Origin of the sequence: Streptomyces sp. NBC_00647 (assembly GCF_045207245.1) — a bacterium.
Lineage (GTDB): Bacteria > Actinomycetota > Actinomycetes > Streptomycetales > Streptomycetaceae > Streptomyces.
In genome coordinates, this window is sequence record NZ_CP109040.1 from 1,830,594 (window position 1) to 1,850,338 (window position 19,745).

The window sequence follows — 19,745 nt, forward strand, 5'->3', positions numbered from 1 at the left end:
GCAGGGGAGGGCAAGTGGAGAAGCCGTTGCGCTTCAAGATTCTCGGTCCGCTGGGCGTACTCGCACACGATGTACAGGTGAAGGTGGGCGGGCCGCGCCATCGCACCATTCTGGCACTCTTGTTGCTCAATCCGGAGAGGACCGTATCTGTAGACAAACTGGTCGACGCGGTCTGGGGAGACCAGCCGCCCGCCACGGCGCGCACGCAGGTTTCGATTTGCATAGCCGCCTTGCGCAAATCAATCAGGAAAGCTGGAATCACCGGGGAAGTCATCGTCACCGCGCATCCGGGATATCTACTGCGTGTCGGCGGTCATCAGCTCGACAACCTCGAATTCTCGGCGCTCGTCTCCCGGGCCGAACACGCCGTCCAGGAGAAGCGGCTCGCCGACGCCGCCCGGCACTACTCCGACGCGCTGCGTCTGTGGCACGGCCCCGCGCTCGCGGGGGTGACCGGAGCGGCGGTGGAGGACGAGGCGCGGCGACTGGAGGAGTTGCGTCTCAACACCTATGACGACGCGATCGCCGTCGAGCTGGAACTCGGCCATCACCAGAGAGTCATTCCGGAACTGGCCGCCACGGTCCGCGCGCACCCCATGCGGGAGCGCACCCGGCACCACCTGATCACCGCGCAGTATCGTTCCGGCCGTCGTGCCGAGGCACTGGAGACGTTCCGATTAGGGAGGCGGCTGTTCGTCAGTGAACTCGGGCTCGAACCCGGCCCGGCTCTACGCGAGTTGCACGACGCGATCCTGCACGACGACCTCGTGCCCGCCGCGCGCGACCGGGAGCAGGCGGCCCCGGAGCACGAGCGGCCACGCGACGCGCAGGCCAAGCCGTTCGAACTACCGCCGGACGTCGCGGGGTTCACCGGTCGCACGGAGGAAATGACCCTGCTGGACGCTCTGCTGGATCGCACGGAGGAAGTACGGGGGCCGACGGCCGGTCTCATCACCGGAGTCGGCGGTCTGGGCAAGACCTGCCTGGCCGTGCACTGGGCGCACAGCGTCGCCGAGCACTTCCCCGACGGCCATCTCTTCGCCGATCTGCGCGGCTACGACGAGAACCACGAACCCACCCCGGTCGGTGAGGTTCTCGGCCGGTTCCTGCGCGCGCTCGGGGCGCCCGCCGACCGCATACCCGTCGGCCTCGAGGAGCGGGCCGCGCTGTACCGCAGCATCCTGGCCGAGCGGCGGGTCCTCGTGGTCCTCGACAATGTGCACTCCTACCCGCACATCGTGCCGCTGCTGCCCAGCAGCCCCGGCTGCTGCGTGCTGATCACCAGCCGGGAGCAGCTCGCCGAGCTCGTGGCCTGGCCACCGCGTTGCCGGGTGCAGCTGGGCCGGCTGACCGAACCCGAGGCGGTCGAGCTGCTCGGGCGGATCGTCGGCGAACGGCGTGTCGCGGACGACCCCGCGTCCGTCGCCCGGGTCGCCGAGCTCTGCGACCGGCTGCCGCTCGCCCTGAGGATCGCCGGAGCCCGGCTCGCCGCCAAACCGCACTGGACCGTGGCGCGGCTCGTCGCGCTGCTCAGTGACGAGCGGCGCAGGCTGGACGAGCTGAGCGAGGGCGAGTCACAGGTCAGAGCAGGTTTCGCGCTGAGCTATCGCTGCCTGAGTGACGAGGCCGCCCGGCTCTACCGGCTGCTCGGCCTGCTGGAGATACCCGACTTCGCTCCGTGGCTCGGCGCCGCGGCCCTCGACACGGATTCCGCGACGGCGGAGCGTCTCCTGGAGCAGCTGGTCGACGCGCAGTTCTTGGATGTCGCCGGCACCGACGCGACGGGCCGGCCGCGGTACCGCTTCCAGAACCTGCTCAGGCTGTACGCCCACGAGCGTGCCCACGACAAGGAGTCCGAGCCGCAGCGGCAGGCCGCGCGCGAACGGGTCTTCAGCGGTGCGCTGTCCCTGGCCGACCAGGCCCACCGGCGCTTCTACGGCGGTGACTTCAGCATCATCCACGGCACCGCCGTCCGCCGTCCGCTGCCCGCCGACGTGACCGCCGATCTCGCGAACCGGCCCCTGGAGTGGCTGGAGGCGGAACGGCTCACCCTGTCCGCCGTGGTGGAACAGGCGGCGGAGCTGGGCCTGGACGAACTGGCCTGGGATCTCGCCATGTCCACGGTGGTGCTCTTCGAGACCCGGGACCACACCGACGACTGGCGCGCCTGCGCGGAGAACGCCCTGGTCGCGACGCGGGCCGCCGGGAACGTCCGGGGGCAGGGCGCGATGCTGCACATTCTGGGCGCTCTGGAGATGCGGTTGCGGCGTTTCCCGGAGGCCGAGGAGAACTTCGCCGCCGCACTGGCCCTGCACACCCGGGCCGGGGAGCGGCACGGCCGGGCGCTGGTGCTGCGCAGCATGGCGATGATCGACGAGATGCGCGGCGAGCTGAGGAGAGCGATGAGCCGCAGCACGGAGGCCCTCGAGGTGTTCCGTGCGGTGGGCGACCTCTCCTCGGAGGCCCATGTGCTCAACAACATGGCGCAGATCGAGCTCGACCGCGGCTCCGTCGGCCGTGCGGCCGAGCTGGCCCGGGAGTCCGTCCGGGTCGCCGAGGTCATCGGGGAGGGCTGCTCACGCAGTCTCGCGCTCGCCACCCACCGGCTGGGCCGGGTGCTGCTCGCCCAGGGGCGCTTCGTCCGGGCGGAGGAGGCCCTGTTGCGCATGGTCCGGATCGTGCAGGACAACTCCGACACCCTGGGGCTCGCGCACGGGCTCCTCGCGCTCGGCGAGGTCCGGCTCGGGGCGGGCCGCTGGGAGCAGGCCCGGACGACGCTGACGCAGGCCCTCGACGCGGCGGAGCAGGTCAGTAATCCGCTGGTGGAGGGGAGGATCAAGCTGGTTTTGGGCGAGGCCTGCGCCAAGTGCGGTCACCGGGCCCGCGCCCTGCGCCATCTGACGGAGGCCCGGGACTGCTTCGCCCGGATCGATGTGAAGTCCTGGCTGGAACGGGTCGACGGTGCCCTCGACGCGCTGCGTCCGGAGAGCGCTTCGTCGCAGCCTCCGGCTCGGGCGTCGTCGGGCGACTCCCAGGACCGCGGAGGCGCGACACGCACCGCGGCCACGACGCCGACCCGCCGACGCTGAGGCGCGGTTCGCCCCGCAGCGGGACCCCGACCGGCGTCCGCCTCGCTCCCCGGAGCCGGCCCGGGCTCGTCCCCTCGTCCGTGCGGTACGGCACGAGCGGGACCGTCGGGTGCTCCCGGAACGGGATTCGGGCGCGGCCCCGCGCGGGTCGGGGGCCGGCGGGTCGTGGGCCAGTGGGGCAACCCGCAACCCGGCAACCCGGCAACCCGGCAACGGATGGTGGGCCGGCGGATGGTTGTCGGTGCCGAACCGGAGGGCGGTCGCGGCGGGTTTCCGGTGCGCCGGGGGTCGGTGAGGTGCGGGACGAAAGCGGATCGATAGGGGGCCGAAGCCCGGCGCCCGTAGTTTCGATTGCGAACGAGGGCGCGGGTGTTGAACACCGTCACCCGGCGCACCCGCCACCACCGACGAATGGAGAGTCGCCATGCAGCACGACTGGAGCACGGCCGCGAGGCAGATAGTCACGGTCTGGATCATCGCGCTCTGCGCGCTCGGTGCGGCGGGACCCCTAGCCGGTGCCACCACGACCGCCGCCGGTCCGGCCAGTTCGACGGTCGTCGGCCTCGACGAAGAGGACTGGCACTGAGCAGCCACCGCCGACAGACCGGTCCGGCCCCGCATCGGCGGAGCCGGACCTGTGTCGGCCCGATTCAGGCCCTATCTCGAACCGTGGGCAACGCTGTCATCAGCTCGCCGCGGCGGACCTCTCCCGTTCGCAATGTGCACTCGCAAGAGACTCCGCGAAGAGCAGGACCAGCTCGTGGAAGCGGTACAGCGGCCGGCCCAGACGGTCGACTCCGCAGATGTCGAGCAGCGCGGCGTCCACCAGGTGTTCCAGACTCTCCTCGGCCGCGGACTCCGGCTCGGCCAGATGGCGGGCGGCCCGCTGGGCGGGGAAGGGCTCCGTGCCGATCCCCGCGAGGCGGACGAGCGTGCGCCCGGCCGGTCCGGGCAGCTGCCGCAAGGAGGGAAGCAGTGAGCGACGTAACTCCAGCCCTCCGTACGAGAGTTCGCGCAGCCGATGCTCGGGCTCCGCGAGCCGCGACGCCAGCCAGGAGACCGGCCAGTGCGACCTGGCGGCCAGCCGGCTGCCCGCGATGCGCACCGCGAGCGGCAGCCCCGCGCAGTAGGCGAGAACCGCGTTCGTGGCCTCGGGTTCGGCGAGCAGCCTTCGCCGGCCGACGCCGGCCGCCAGCAGCTCGTACGAGGTGTCAGGCTCGAAGGGGGTGAGGACGGTGGTCCTCGCCTGGGTCACTCTGGTCAGCCTCGCCCGCCCCGTGATGAGGACGGCGGCCGCGGCCGACCCCGGCAGCAGCAGGTCCAGTTCCCGGCTGTCCACGGCGCCGTCGAGGACCACGAGCAGGCGCCTGCCCGCCGTACGGGTCCGGTAGCGGCGGATCAGTTCGTCGATCCCGGCGCCGCGCCCCGTGCCCTCCACCGGCGCCCCGAGAGCGTTGAGAAGGACCGTCAGGACCTCCTCCAACCGCTTGGGGCGGCCGTCGGAGTGGGCGAGTTCGGCGAAGAGCTGACCGTCGGGGAAGTGTCCGGCGCTGCGATGCGCGGCCCGTACCGCGAGCGCCGTCTTGCCGACGCCGGCCATGCCGGTCACCAACAGGGCACGCGGTCCGCCGCCCTTGCGCGACTCGGCCAACTGCCCGCACAGAGCGGCCAGTTCCTCCTCCCGCCCGATGAAGTCCTCGATGTCCGGAGGAAGGGTGGCAGGGCTCGGCCCGTAGAGGTCGCCGCCGTCCCCGTCGGCGTACGCGGCGGAGACGGTGGGCCGGAGCGGGGTGACGTTCCGGCTCCTGGCACCGAGGCTGCCGACGAGGACGGCCTGATAGGTGGCGCCGAGGGCCTCACCGGGCTCGATGCCCAGCTGCTCGTCCAGCACCTTGCGGCCCTCGTGGTACGTGTGCAGCGCGTCGGCCTGCTGGCCGCAGCGGAAGAAGGCCGTCATCAGCTGGGCGCGCAGCTTCTCCCGCAGCGGGAACTCGGCGACCAGGCCGGTGAGTTCGGCGGTGAGCTGCTCGTGCCGGCCGAGCTCCAGGTCGGCTTCGACCCGGCTCTCCAGGGCGTGCAGACGCAGTTCTTCGAGGCGGGCCAGTTCGGCGCCCGCCAGGTACTCCGTCACGTTGCCGAGCGCGGCGCCGCGCCACAGGCCGAGCGCCCGGCTCAGCTGGGTGCTGGCCTCACGATGGCGGCCGCGGCCGAGAGCCGTGCGTCCCTCCCGGTCGAGCTGCTCGAACTCCAGGAGGTCGATCGTGCTGTGCGGCGCCCGCAGGACGTAACCCGGCGGGCGCCGGTCGATCTCGACGTCGGCGCCGAGCAGTTTGCGCAGGCGCGACATGTAGGTGTAGATCTGCGCTCCGGCCGTGGCGGGCGGCTCCCACCCCCACAGCATGGAACTCAGTCGATCGTCGGAGACGACGCGTCCCCGGGCGAGCAGCAGGCTCGCGAGGACCGTGTGCACCTTGGATCCGGACAGTGCGATTCTTACGCCACCCTTGCGGGCTTCCACCGGGCCGAGGACTTGGAAGTCCATTCGGCACCCCCCGTTCTGACATGTGCGGAACTTGACTCGGTGGAGAAGCTATGGAGGACCGTTATTCCTGCGTTATCCGTCGCCTTCTTTGGCTTGGCGGCGCCTTGTGCCAGAACCTGTCCGTTCGATCACGGCGGAGGAGACCGACAGCGCCCGCCTCTCCGCCGGGATCGGCCGGACAGGCCTAGGCGGAGATGATCCTTCCGAGAGCGGCGGCGACGGCCCGGTGGACCTCCTTGCCGTTGTCCGAGTTCGTCATCACGACGAGGCCGGTGCCGGACCGCAGCCGCACCGAGGAGAGCGCGCGGAATCCGGCGGTCTGGCCGCCGTGGCCGAATTCGGGCTCACCCTGCGTGCCGTCGATCACGGCGCCCAATCCGTAGAAGCTGCCGGGAAAGGCCTCGGTGAGCATGACGCCCGCGAGGCGTGCGGACAACAGGTCGCACAGGCCTCGGTGCGCGCGCCGCAGGGCCCCCGCGAAGACGGCCAGGTCGGCGGGGGTGGACCACAGACCGCTGCCCGCCCGCACCGGGCGTACCCGGTGGCCGCCGGCGAGTTCACGCCCGTGCTGGTCGTGTCCCGTCGCCGCGTCCGCGCCGCCGGGTGCCCCGAAGGCGCTGTCTCGCATACCCAGCGGCTCGAAGACCAGCTCCTGGACGGCCTTGTCGAAGCCCTGGCCCGTGACATCGGCCACGACCTGCTCGACCACCGCCCACTGGGCACCGTCCTTACGGAACAGGGAGCCGGGCTCGTGTTCCGCACGGACCTGGTCCAGGATGCCGGAGAGGTCCGGCATCACCTCGTCGGGACGCCACCAGGTGGCCTGAGCGCCCGCGAGGCCCGAGGTGTTGGACAGACACTGGCGCAGCGTCACGGGCCGCCCGCCGGGCGCCTTCGGCAGCGTACGGCTGATGAGGACGCCGTCCAGGTCCCCGTCGAGGTCGAGCGCGCCGCGGTCGACGAGGCGCAGCACGGCGTAGGCCGAGATGTGCTTGCTGATGGAACCGGCCTGGAATCGGGTGCGCAGGGTGACCGGAGCGCCCGTCCCGGTCGAGCGGACTCCGTGGGCGTGCACGCCCACGGGTTCGCCGTCGCGCAGCAGCGCGACGGCCGCGCCCGGGATCCGGTGCTCTGCCATGACCCGTTCGATCTCGGCCGAGGAGGGGCCACTGCCGGCGCCGGTCGTCATCGTCGGTGTCTCTCCCCTGGTCGTTCTCGTCTCTTCGAGGGCCGTCGCGAGGTCCTCGATCGTTCCGTTGTCGAGAAGCATGCGCAGGGTGAGGGCGAGCCCCGCTCGGCGGGCGGCCGCGAGAACATGGACGATCCGCATGGAATCGGCTCCGAGATCGGCCAGCCGGTCGCGGACACCCACGTCCGGCACGCCCAGCACCTCGGCGCAGACGTCCGCCATGCGCTGTTCGGTCGGGGTGCGCGGCGCGACATACGCCCCGTCGGAGACCAACGCCGAACGGCCGGGGGCCGGGAGCGCCTTGCGGTCGATCTTGCCGGCCGCGTTCAGCGGGAGCTCGTCGAGCAGGACGAACGCCGCGGGCACCATGTACGACGGGAGTTCCGCCGTCAGGCCGGCGCGCAGCGTCTCCTGGTCCGTGGCCGAGGCGGGGTCGACCGCCACGTACGCCGCCAGCCACTTCTCCCCGCCGGGGTCCTCACGGACCACGACGACGGCGTCCCGCACACCGTCCCGGCGCAGCAACCGCTCCTCGATCTCCCCGAGTTCGATGCGGTAACCGCGGATCTTCACCTGGTGGTCCTCGCGGCCCAGGTACTCCAGTTCACCGTCCGCGCGATAACGCGCCAGGTCACCGGTCCGGTACATGCGCGAGCCCGGCGCCCCACCGAACGGCTCCGGCAGGAACCGCTCGGCGGTCAGCGCGGGCCGTCCCACATAGCCGCGGGCCACCCCGGCGCCGCCCACATACAGTTCGCCGACCACGCCCACCGGGACGGGCTGGAGCGCCGTGTCGAGCACATAGGCGCGCATGTTGTGGATCGGGCGGCCGATCGGCACCGTGGCCACTCCGGCCTCGACCTCCCATCCGGTGGCCCAGATGGTCGTCTCGGTCGGCCCGTACAGGTCGACGAGCCGATCCACCTGCCCGTGCAACTCCCGTGCCAGGGGCGGCGGACACGCCTCGCCCGTGGTGATGGCGGTGACGGCCCGGTGCTCGAACCCGGCGGCCCGCAGCAGCTTCCAGCCCGCGGGGGTGGCCTGCACATGAGTGACACCCCGGCCGTCGATCAGCTCCAGCAGCGCCCCGGAGTCGCCCGTCTGCTCGTCACCGGCGAGCACGATCCTGCCACCGGTGATCAGCGGCAGGTACAGCTCGGCCGCGGAGATGTCGAACGACAGCGAAGTCGCCGCCAGCCAGATGTGATCGGGTCCGGACCGGAAGCGCTCCCGCATCGAGAAGAGGAGATTCAGGAGCGAACGGTGGGCGATCTGCACGCCTTTGGGGCGTCCGGTCGAGCCGGAGGTGAAGAGGGTGTAGGCGAGGCTGTGTTGCAGACTGTCCAGTGGTCCGTCGGCCGCCCCGAGGGCCGACTCGGGTGCCGTGTCCGGCTGTCCGGCGATCACCTCCCGTTCCTGGTCCAGATCCAGGAGAACGCCGTCGAAGCGGCCGGAGACGGCCGGCCCCGGCCCGTCGGACCCCGGCTCGACGTGACCCCGCTCGACGGGCCTCGGCTCGATGAAACGCGGGTGATCCGCACGCGGGTGATCTGACCGCGGGCGATCTACACGCGGGGCGTCGGGGCGCGATGAGTCTGGTCGCGGCCGGACTTGGTCGGCCCCCACGCGCTCCGCCAGGTCCGTCTCGGTCACCACGAGCCGGGCGCCCGCCGCGCCGAGCATGTAGACGAGGCGTTCGCGCGGGAGTGCCGGGTCCAGCGGGAGGTGGGAGCCGCCGGCCTTCCAGATGCCGAGGAGCACGGGCAGCAGGCCCCGACGGCGGCGCAGCAGCACGCCCACCACGGACTCGGGCCCGACGCCCGCAGCCCGCAGCCGGTGGGCGACACGGTTGGCCTGCCGGTCGAGTTCGCCGTACGTCAGGGTTCCGTCCACCGCCTCGACGGCCACGGTGTCCGGGCGGTCGGCGGCGGTGTCCGCGAACACCTGGTGCACGCGGCGTGGTCCTTGTCGCGGATTGCTCATTCCCACTCCACCTCGGTGTCGTTCCAGTCCTCAAGGATCTGTGCGCGCTCCGCCTCCGGGACGACCGTCACCTGAGCGTCGCCGCCCTGGCCCGCGGCCATGGCTTCGAGCACGACCCGGTACATTCCGGCGAGCCGCTCGGCGTTGGACCGGTTCAGCCCGGTGCTGACCGCCCGCAGGACGAGCCGCCCCGGCACATTGGCGAGGGAGAGCGTGAACTCGTTCGAGCTGTCTCCGGCGCCGGCCGTCACGTCGACCGTTCCGGTGTCGACCTGGTGGAAGTCCTGGTAGCGGAACATGACGTCGAACAGCCGTCGGCCGCCCGCGAGTCGCTGCACGGCAGGCAGCGGATGGCGTCGGCGTTCGTACACCTCGGCCTCGCGGTCGAAGACCTGGCGAACGAGCTCGCCCCAGGTGCGGGCGCCCCGCCGGTGGGCGAACGGCAGCGTGTTGAGGTACATGCCGTACACCCGCTCCACGCCCGGAACCTCGGGCCGCGCGCTGTACAACACACCCGTCTGGAAGGCCTCTTCATGGGTGAGGGTGCTGAGCACCTTCAGATGCGCGGCCAGCAGCACGGCCTTGAACGAGGTCTCCGTCTCGGCCGCCAGCGCGCGCAGCCCGGGTTCGATGTCGCGGAACTCGACCGACAGCTTGAAGTCCTCACGCGGCGTGCCGGGTTCGTCGCCCCAGTCGGCCGGCAGGCTCCACGGATGGTGCTCGTCGACGATCCGCTGCCAGTACGCGCGGTCCGCCCCGGACTCCAAGGAGGCGAGTTCGGCCGCGATGAAGTCGGCGTACCGTACGGCCACGGGCTCCGGCTCCGCGGGCTCTTCTCCCTTCCCGTAGGCCTGGTAGAGGCCGAGCACTTCCATCAGAAGGGACTGCTGGCTCCAGCCCTCCGTGATGGCGTGGCAGTGGGTGAATCCGAGGTGCCAGGCCTCGTCCGACTCGACGAGCGCGGAAATCCTCAGCAGCGGCGCCCTCTTGAGATCGAACAGGTCACGGCGCTCCTGGGCGATGTGCCGGCGGCGTGCCTCCTCGAACTCCTCGGCCGTGCCGCCCCGCAGATCGCGTACGACCACGGGCGCCTCGGCCGCGGCGTGGACCAGTTGCAACGGCACCTCGAAGTCCTCCAACTCGATGGAGGTCCGCAGCATCTCGTGCCGGCCGACGACCGTACGCGCGGCACGCGCGAGCGCGTCCCGGTCGAAGGGGCGCCCGTCCTTGATCCGGAAGGTCGAGCTGTTGTGGTACTTGTTCAGGCCGTCGTCGGCGAGCATTTCGAGCACCATCCCGAGCTGCACCTGCGAGAGCGGGTAGGCGTCGACGACGTCCTCGGGCAGCGTGTCCCGCACCCGAGCGGGGATCAGGGCGAAGCGCTCCACGGCGGCGGGAGCCCCTCCCGGCGTGCCGGCCGGCGCGCCGAGCGCTGCCGCGAGTCCGGCCACGGTCCTGTGCCGGAACACATCGCTGACCGCCGCCTCGAAGCCCTCGGCGCGCAGGGCGCCCACCAGGGCGATCGCCTTGATGGAGTGGCCGCCGAGGTCGAAGAAGTTGTCCTCCACTCCGACCTTGTCCAGGCCCAGGACCCGTCCCCAGACCTCGGCGATCGTCCCCTCGGTCTCGCTCCGCGGCGCGATGTACGTGTCCGTGGCGATGGCCTCCGGGTCAGGGAGAGCACGCCGGTCGAGCTTGCCGTTCGCGGTCAGCGGGATCCGGTCCAGCTCCACGAACGCGGACGGGACCATGTATTCCGGAAGCGTGCCGCCCAGCCACTCCCTCAAGTCCTCCGGGTCACCCCCGACGACGTAGGCGACCAGGCGCTGGTCCTGGGTCACGATGACCGCCGCGTCGGACACCGCCGGGTGAGCTGTCAACGCGGCCCGGATCTCCCCGAGTTCGATCCGGTAACCACGCACCTTCACCTGGTCGTCGATCCGGCCCAGGAACTCCACCGCACCGTCCGCACGCCACCGCGCCAGATCCCCGGTCCGATAGAGCCGCGAGCCGGCCTCGCCGTAGACGTCGGGCAGGAACCGCTGAGCCGTCCGCACAGCATCACCGGTGTAGCCACGGGCCACCCCGGAGCCGCCCACGTACAACTCCCCCACCACGCCCACCGGCACAGGACGCAGTTCGGCGTCCAGGACACGCATATGGACATTGGGCAGGGGCCGGCCGATGGGAACCACACCCTCGTACGCCGTCTCGATCGGGAAGACACACGTACCGACGGTCGCCTCGGTCGGACCGTACTCGTTGACCACCCGACCGTCACCGAGCAACCGCCGCCAACGCTCCACCAGAGCACCCGGCAACGACTCACCCGCCACCACGATCCGCGTCGTCAACGCACCAATCTGCTCATCCGACAACTGCCCACCGAGCACCTCCAAATGCCCAGGCGTCAGCTTCAGGAACGAGAACGGACCCGCCTCGGCAAGTGCCCGCCCCAGCTCGGTCAGCTCACCGCCGTACAGCCACACCCGCTGACCAGCTGCCAACGGCGCCCACACATTCGGCACCACCAGATCGAACGCCACCGACGAGAACACCGGCGCACCACCCGAACCACACGACGCCAACTCCCGCACCGCCCAGTCCACATGATTCACCAGACCCCGATGCGTGACCTGCACACCCTTCGGCCGACCCGTCGAACCCGACGTAAAGATCGTGTACGCCAGACCATCCAGATCCACCGACGGCAACGGAACAGACGTCTCCGGGTGATCCACGTCCGCACGGACCACATCCACCACGAACCGATCCGCATAACCGGCCGACGTCACCGCCACCGACACACCCGCATCCACCAACATCCCGGCGATCCGCTCCCGCGGAAGCGCGGGATCCAGCGGCACATATCCCGCACCCGCCCGCCACACCCCCAGCAACGCCACCACCAGATCCACCGAACGATCCAGCAACACCGCCACCGAGGACTCCGCACCCACACCACGCGAACGCAGCACACCCGCAAGCCGGTTCGCCCGCACCTCCAGCTCCCCGAAAGTCAGACGAACACCCCCCGCCTCCACCGCCACCGCACCCGGCGACACCACCGCACGCTCCGCGATCAACTCCGGCACCGACACCCCACGCACCGACACCACCGTGTCGTTCCAAGCGGAGAGCACCAACTCACGCTCACCGCCGGGCAGGTACGTGGACTCCGCGTCGCCGTCGACGTCCTGGGCCATCGCCTCCAGGACGGTGCGGTACATCGAGGCGAGTCGGTCCACGGCGTCCGGGGCCAGTCGGCCGGGGTCGGCCGTGAGGAGCAGTCCGCTCGCGCGGGCCGCGATGGCGAGGCCGAACTCCGTGGCGCCCTCGCCCATGCCGGAGTCCGCGTCGACGATGTCGGATGCGGCCTGGGCGTCCTTGAGGTCGAGATAGCTGAAGCGGACGTCCAACAGACGCGTGCCGTCGGCCAGTTCGCGCTGCATCACCGGCATCGGATAGCGGCGGTGGGGCCAGAGGGCGGCTTCCTGGTCGTAGACCTGACGCACGAGTTCGCGCCAGGTGCGGGCGCCGCTCCGGAAGGCGAACGGCACGGTGTTGAGATACATGCCGTAGACGCGCTCGGCACCCAGGATCTCGGGGCGACCGCTGCACACCAGCCCGGTGTGGAAGGACCCCTCCGGGGTGAGCAGGCTCATCACCTTCAGGTGCGCCGAGTGCAGCACGGCCTTGAGCGAGGTGCCGGTGTCGCTCGCGGCGGCACGCAACGCCGGCGCGAGGTCGGCCAGCGGAACGCGGACCGTGTGCGCCGCGCCGCCCGGCGTGAGGTCACCGCTCCAACCACTCGGCAGCTCGAACTTGGCGTGGCCCTCGATCACACCGCGCCAGTAGGACCGGTCGTCGTCCGACTCCAGGGAGGCACGCTCGGCCGCGACGAAGTCCGCGTAGCGGACGGCGGGCGGCTCGGGCGTGGGCAGCGTCCCGCCGCCGCGCACGCGCAGATAGTTCTCGACGATCTCGCTCAGCAGGGAGCGGTGACTCCACCCCTCGGTGATCGGGTGGCAGACGCTGACCGAGAGCCACCATGCCTCGTCGGACTCCACCAGCGCGGAGATCCTCAGCAGGGGCGGACGTTCGAGATCGAACGTGGCCGCGCGTTCGGAGGCGATGTGCTCGCGCCGGGTGGCCAGTTGGCTCTCCTCGTCCTGGCCCCGTAGGTCGTGCACGGTGACCGGGATCTCCGCGGTGGGGTGGATCAGCTGGAGCGGCAACGAGTAGCCCTCCAGAGCGAAGGACGCGCGCAGCATCTCGTGGCGCTCCACCAGGGCCCGAGCGGCCTGTTCCAGCGCGCTCGGGTCGAAGGCCCTGCCGTCCCTGATCCGGAACGTCGTGGTGTTGTGGTACTTGTTCAGGCCGTCGTCGGCCAGCATCTCCACCAGCATGCCGAGTTGCACCTGCGCGAGCGGGAAGGCGTCCGCCAGTCCCTCAGGGAGGCCGGCCCGGTCAACCTCGGACAGCAGTGAGAAGGGGGCCACGACAGGGGGCGCTTCCTCGGGGGTGCCGGCGGGCGTGCCGAGCGCTGCCGCGAGTCCGGCCACGGTCCTGTGCCGGAACACGTCGCCGACGGATGCCTCGAAACCCTGGGCCCGCAAGGCTCCGACGAGGGCGATCGCCTTGATGGAGTGGCCGCCGAGGTCGAAGAAGTTGTCCTCGACGCCCACCTTGTCCAGGCCCAGGACCTGGCCCCAGATTCCCGCGATGCTCTCCTCGGTCTCGCTGCGCGGCGCGATGTACGCGTCGGTGGCGGCGCCGGTCTCCGGGTCGGGCAGAGCACGCCGGTCGAGCTTGCCGTTCGCGGTCAGCGGGATCTTCTCCAGCTCCACGAACAGGGACGGGATCATGTACTCGGGCAGCACACCCGCGACCGCCTCGCGCAACCCGTCCAACTCACCGACGACATACGCGACCAGACGCTGGTCCTCGGTCACGATCACGGCCGCGTCGGACACCGCCGGGTGAGCTGTCAACGCGGCCCGGATCTCCCCGAGTTCGATCCGGTAACCACGCACCTTCACCTGGTCGTCGATCCGGCCCAGGAACTCCACCGCACCGTCCGCACGCCACCGCGCCAGATCCCCGGTCCGATAGAGCCGCGAGCCGGCCTCGCCGTAGGGGTCGGGCAGGAACCGCTGAGCCGTCCGCCCGGCATCGCCGGTGTAGCCACGGGCCACACCAGCACCACCGACGTACAACTCACCGACAACACCGACCGGAAGCGGCAGTTGACGTGAATCCAGAATGCGCATGGTCATGTTGGGCAGGGGCCGGCCGATGGGGACGACACCGTCATGGGCTTCCTCGATCGGGAAGACGCAGGTGCCGACGGTCGCCTCGGTCGGACCGTACTCGTTGACCACCCGACCGTCACCGAGCAACCGCCGCCAACGCTCCACCAGAGCACCCGGCAACGACTCACCCGCCACCACGATCCGCGTCGTCAACGCACCAATCTGCTCATCCGACAACTGCCCACCGAGCACCTCCAAATGCCCAGGCGTCAGCTTCAGGAACGAGAACGGACCCGCCTCGGCAAGTGCCCGCCCCAGCTCGGTCAGCTCACCGCCGTACAGCCACACCCGCTGACCAGCTGCCAACGGCGCCCACACATTCGGCACCACCAGATCGAACGCCACCGACGAGAACACCGGCGCACCACCCGAACCACACGACGCCAACTCCCGCACCGCCCAGTCCACATGATTCACCAGACCCCGATGCGTGACCTGCACACCCTTCGGCCGACCCGTCGAACCCGACGTAAAGATCGTGTACGCCAGACCATCCAGATCCACCGACGGCAACGGAACAGACGTCTCCGGGTGATCCACGTCCGCACGGACCACATCCACCACGAACCGATCCGCATAACCGGCCGACGTCACCGCCACCGACACACCCGCATCCACCAACATCCCGGCGATCCGCTCCCGCGGAAGCGCGGGATCCAGCGGCACATATCCCGCACCCGCCCGCCACACCCCCAGCAACGCCACCACCAGATCCACCGAACGATCCAGCAACACCGCCACCGAGGACTCCGCACCCACACCACGCGAACGCAGCACACCCGCAAGCCGGTTCGCCCGCACCTCCAGCTCCCCGAAAGTCAGACGAACACCCCCCGCCTCCACCGCCACCGCACCCGGCGACACCACCGCACGCTCCGCGATCAACTCCGGCACCGACACCCCACGCACCGACACCACCGTGTCGTTCCAAGCGGAGAGCACCAACTCACGCTCACCGCCGGGCAGGATCGCTTGTTCGGCGTCCCCGTCGGCGTTCGTGGCCATGTCTTCGAGGACGGTGCGGTACATCGAGGCCAGTCGGTCGACGCCGGTGCGGCCGATGATGTGGCGGTTGGCGGTGATCACGATGAAGCCGGCGCGGGTGGAGACGCCGAGAGGGAACTCGGTGGGGCTGTCGTCGATGGTGGCGGCGTAGTCGATGACGTCCTGGTCGACCTGCCGGAAGTTCTGATAGCTGAAGCGGACGTCGACGAGGCGTTCCGTGGCGCCGAACTCGCGCTGCATGGCACCGAGCGGATAGCGGCGGTGCGGCCAGACCTCGATCTCCTGGTCGAAGACCTGGCGGACGAGGTCGCGCCAGGTGCGGGCACCGCGCCGGAAGGCGAAGGGGAGGGGGTTGAGGTAGACGCCGTGGACGCGATCGGCGCCGACGGCCTCGGGACGGGCGTTGGTGACCAGGCCGGTGCGGAAGGTCTCGTCGGGGGTGAGGCGGCTCATCACCTTGAGGTGTGCGGCGTGGAGCACGCTCTTGATCGGGACCTGGGCCTCGGAGGCCAGGGCGCGGAGCCCTGCTTCGAGGTCGTGGTAGGGGACCCAGGCGCGGTGCAGACCGCGCGGGGTGGTGAGCGGGTCGTCGCCCCATCCGGCCGGCGGGACGAACTTGGGGTGGCTCTCCACGATGCCGTGCCAGTAGGCGCGGTCCTCCTCGGAGTCGAGGGACCTGAGCTCGGCGGCCACGAAGTCGGCGTAGCGCACGGCGGCGGGTTCCGGCTCCTGGAGCGGCTGTTCGTCGCGCAGGGCCCGGTAGGCGCTGACGAGTTCCATGAGGAGGGAGTGATGGCTCCAGCCCTCCAGCACGGCGTGGCATTCGGTGAGGGTGAGCCACCAGCCGCCGTCGTCGCGGGTGTGCGCGGTGAAGCGGATCAGCGGGGCACGGGTGAGGTCGAAGAGTTCGGCGCGCTCCTCTGTCATGAAGGCGCGCAGGGAGCGTTCGGCCGCCGCGGCGTCGAGGGACGTCAGATCCCGGGTGCGGACGATGGTGTCGACCCGTGCCGGGTCGTGGACGAGTTGCAGCGGTACCGAGTAGCCGTCCAGGGCGAAGGAGGTGCGCAGGATCTCGTGGCGGCCGATGACGACCCGTACGGCCTGTTGGAGTGCCTCGGCGGAGAAGGTGCCCTGGTCGAGGATCCGGAAGCAGGTCGAGTTGTGGTAGTGGTTGCGGCCGTCGTCGGCGAGCATCTCCACGACCATGCCGAGCTGTACCTGGGCGAGCGGATAGGCGTCCACGACGCCTTCGGGCAGGCGCTCCCGGTCCTCGTCGGCGAGCAGCTCGAAGGGGGTCACGCCGGGCTCGGGGCGAGCCGGGGCCGGGCGGCCGGTGAGGTATTCGACCAGGTCGGCCGGGGTGCGGTGCGCGAAGACGTCGCGGACCGTGACGTCGTGGTCGGCCTCGCGCAGGGCTGCGGCCAGGGCCACGGCCCGCAGCGAGTCGCCGCCGAGGTCGAAGAAGCTGTCCGTGACGCCGACGCGGTCGACGCCCAGGACCTCGCGCCAGAGGTCGGTCATCCGCTCCTCGGCGGCGGTGCGCGGGGCGACCTGGGTGCGCCCGACGGCGAGCGCGTCGCGGTCGGGGGCGGGCAGGGCGGCTTGGTCGAGTTTGCCGTTGACGGTGAGCGGGATCCTGCCGAGCGCGAGGAACGCGGTGGGGATCATGTAGGCGGGCAGCGTGCGGCCGAGCAGGGCCCGTAGTTCACTGGGCGCGGCGACGGCCTCGCCGGCGGGGACGACGTAGGCGACGAGCCGCTTGTCGCCGGGGGTGTCCTCGCGGGCGACGACGACGGCGTCACGGACGAGCGGGTGGGCGCTCAACGCGGCCTTGATCTCGCCGAGTTCGATGCGGTGGCCGCGGATCTTGACCTGGTGGTCGATGCGGCCGAGGTAGTCGAGGCCGCCGTCGGGGCGACGGCGGGCGAGGTCGCCGCTGCGGTAGAGACGGGTGCCGGGCGGGCCGTACGGGTCGGGTATGAACCGTTCGGCGGTGAGGCGGGGGCGGCCGAGGTACATGCGGGCGACTCCGGGTCCGCCGACGTGGATCTCGCCGGGGACACCGATGGGCACCAACTCGCCGTGCGGCCCGTGCAGTTGCACCTGAAGGTCGTGGAGCGGGACGCCGATGTCGTTTCCGTGGTCGGCGTCCAGGTCGGTTTCGGTGACCGGGTGGTAGGTGGTGTGCACGGTGGTCTCGGTGATGCCGTACATGTTGATGAGGGCCGTACGGTCGAGGGCGCGGCGCGCGACCCACGGGCGCAGGGCGGGCATGTCGAGGCGTTCGCCGCCGAACGTGACCACGCGCAGGGCGAGTTCGTCGATCAGCGGGTGGCCGTCGCCGGCCAGCGCCACCAGGCCTCGGAAGCCGGAGGGGGTCTGGTTGAGGACGGTGACGCGCTCGTCGGCGAGCAGGCGCAGGAAGTCCTCGGGGGAACGCGCGATGTCGGGCGGTACGACCACGAGACGGCCCCCGTACAGCAGGGCGCCCCACATCTCCCAGACGGACATGTCGAAGGCGTACGAGTGGAAGAGCGTCCAGACGTCGTGTTCGTCGAAGCCGTAGTGCTCCTCGGTGATGGTGAAGAGGCGGAGCACGTTCGCGTGGGTGAGTCCGACGCCCTTGGGCCGGCCGGTGGAGCCCGAGGTGTAGATGGTGTAGATCAGGTCGTCGGGTCGGACGTCCACGGCCGGGGCGGTGGTGGGAGCCGCGGCGAGGGCGGCGCTCTCGCGCTCGCCGTCGAGGTTCACCAGGTGGCCGTCGTGGGCGGCGGCGAGGTGGGCGGCGTGGGTGTCGTCGGTGACGACGATGCGGGCGCCGGCGTCCTGGAGGGTGCTCGCGAGGCGCTCCGCCGGGTGCTCGGGGTCGAGCGGGAGGTAGGCGGCGCCGGATTTGAGGACGCCGATCAGGGTGGGCAGGAGGTCGGGTCCGCGGTCGAGGCTGACGCCGACCAACGATCCTGGTCCCGAGCCGAGTTCGCGCAGATGGTGGGCGAGCCGGTTGGCGCGGGCGTTGAGTTCGGCGTAGCTGAGCCGTTGTCCGCCGCAGACGACGGCGGTGGCGTCCGGGGTGGCGGCGGCCCGTTCCTCGAAGACCTGGTGGAGGCAGCGGTCCGGGTCCGGGAAGAGACGCGGTTCGGGGACGAGGACGGCCAGGTCCGTGTCGTCGAGCAGGTCGAGCAGGGAGAGCGCGCGGTCCGGGTCGGCCGCGGCGGATTCCAGCAGGCGTACGTAGTGGCGGGCGAGCCGTTCGGCGGTGGCCCGGTCGTAGAGCGCGGTGCTGTACTCCAGCGTGCCGTGGACGGAGCCGTCGGCGCGCTCGCCGAGCTGGAGGGTGAGGTCGAAACGGGAGACGCGGGAGGGGGCGCGCAGCGGTTCGGCGGCCACGCCGGGGAGCCGGAATCCCGCGGTGCGTTCCTGGTGCAGGGTGAAGGCGACCTGGCACAGGGGGGTGCGGGACATGTCGCGTTCGGGCTGGAGCTCGTCGACCAGCCGGGCGAAGGGGTACTCCTGATGGTCGAAGGCGTCCAGGACGGTGTCGCGGGTGCCGTCGAGCAGGGCACGGAACGACGGGTCGCCCTGCCAGCGGCCGCGCAGGACAAGGGTGTTGACGGCGTAGCCGACGAGCTGCTCGAGTTCCGGGCGGCCGCGGCCGGAGACGACGGTGCCCACGGGGATGTCGTCGCGTCCGGTGTAGCGGGACAGCAGGGCCTGGTATCCGGTGAGCAGAGTGGTGAAGAGGGTGGCGCCGTGCGCCGAGCCGAGGGCGCGGAGCCGTTCGGCGAGGGGGGCGGGCAGGGTGACCGGTACGGCGTCGCCCGCCCAGCTGCGGGTGGCGGGGCGGGGCCGGTCGGTGGGCACCTCCAGCGGGGTGATGCCCCGCAACTGCTCGCGCCAGTAGGTGACGTGGGTGTCGAGCGTGCCGTCGGCGAGACGGGAGCGCTGCCAGGCCGCGTAGTCGGCGTACTGGAAGTCCACGGGGGCGAGCGGGTCGGGCCGGCCCGCGCCGAACGCTTCGTACAGGGCGCCGAGTTCGCCGAGGAGCAGCCCGACGGACCATTCGTCGCAGGCCACGTGGTGCAGGACGACCGCGAGGATGTGGTCCTCGTCCGCGACGCGGATCAGCCGGGCGCGCAGGGGGCCGCCGTGCTCCAGGTCGAACGGGCGGCCGGGCTCGGCCTCGGCAAGGGCCAGTGCCCGCCGCTCCCGCTCCGGACCGTCGGCGAGTCCGGTCAGGTCATCGACGGGCAGGTCGAACGGGCCGGGAGCGTCGATGAGTTGGACCGGTTCCGCGCCGTCGAGGCGGTAGCGGGTGCGGAGGATCTCGTGGCGGGACCGCAGTGCCTCGAAGGCGCGGCGCAGCACGTCGGTGTCGAGCGGTCCCCTCAGCCGCAGCACGACCGGGACGCTGTACTCCCAGCTGTCCGGGTCGAGACGGCTGAGGAACCACATCTGCTGCTGGCCGTGGGAGAGGGCCAGCGGGCCGTCCCGGTCGGCCCGCCGCAGTGCGGCGCGCCGCCCCCGGCGGGCGCCGGCGAGCCGGGCGCGCACCAGTTCCTCGCGCTGGTCCCTGGCTTCCTGGCCCGTACGTACTTCGCCCGTGCTCATGCTGAGCGCTCCTC

Annotated in this window: 5 protein-coding genes; 2 read left to right on the top strand and 3 right to left on the bottom strand. The window is 71.2% G+C overall.

Features of this window, described 5'->3' with window-relative positions; genetic code table 11:
* The first annotated feature begins 83 nt into the window (after window positions 1–83).
* Window positions 84–3,089: a BTAD domain-containing putative transcriptional regulator gene (locus OG788_RS08080; RefSeq protein WP_406376704.1), complete on the top strand. Its 3,006-nt coding sequence runs from the start codon at window positions 84–86 to the stop codon at window positions 3,087–3,089.
* Between the two features lie 424 nt (window positions 3,090–3,513).
* Entirely contained in the window at window positions 3,514–3,675 is a 162-nt protein-coding gene (locus OG788_RS08085) for a hypothetical protein (RefSeq protein ID WP_406369769.1), read from the top strand.
* Window positions 3,676–3,774: 99 nt separating this feature from the next.
* Here OG788_RS08085 and OG788_RS08090 read toward each other — a convergent pair whose 3' ends face one another.
* The 3 genes from OG788_RS08090 to OG788_RS08100 form a co-directional block, all read right to left on the bottom strand.
* Window positions 3,775–5,631 carry a BTAD domain-containing putative transcriptional regulator gene (locus OG788_RS08090; RefSeq protein WP_406369771.1) on the bottom strand — a complete coding sequence of 619 codons (1,857 nt, stop codon included), beginning with the start codon at window positions 5,629–5,631 and terminating at the stop codon, window positions 3,775–3,777.
* Between the two features lie 184 nt (window positions 5,632–5,815).
* On the bottom strand, window positions 5,816–8,803 hold the full coding sequence (locus OG788_RS08095) for a non-ribosomal peptide synthetase (protein WP_406369773.1): 2,988 nt from the start codon (window positions 8,801–8,803) through the stop codon (window positions 5,816–5,818).
* The gene (locus tag OG788_RS08100; protein ID WP_406369775.1) at window positions 8,800–19,731 is read right to left on the bottom strand and encodes an amino acid adenylation domain-containing protein; all 10,932 of its coding nucleotides are present in this window, start codon (window positions 19,729–19,731) and stop codon (window positions 8,800–8,802) included. Before OG788_RS08100 ends, OG788_RS08095 begins: the two co-directional genes overlap by 4 nt.
* Window positions 19,732–19,745 lie beyond the last annotated feature (14 nt).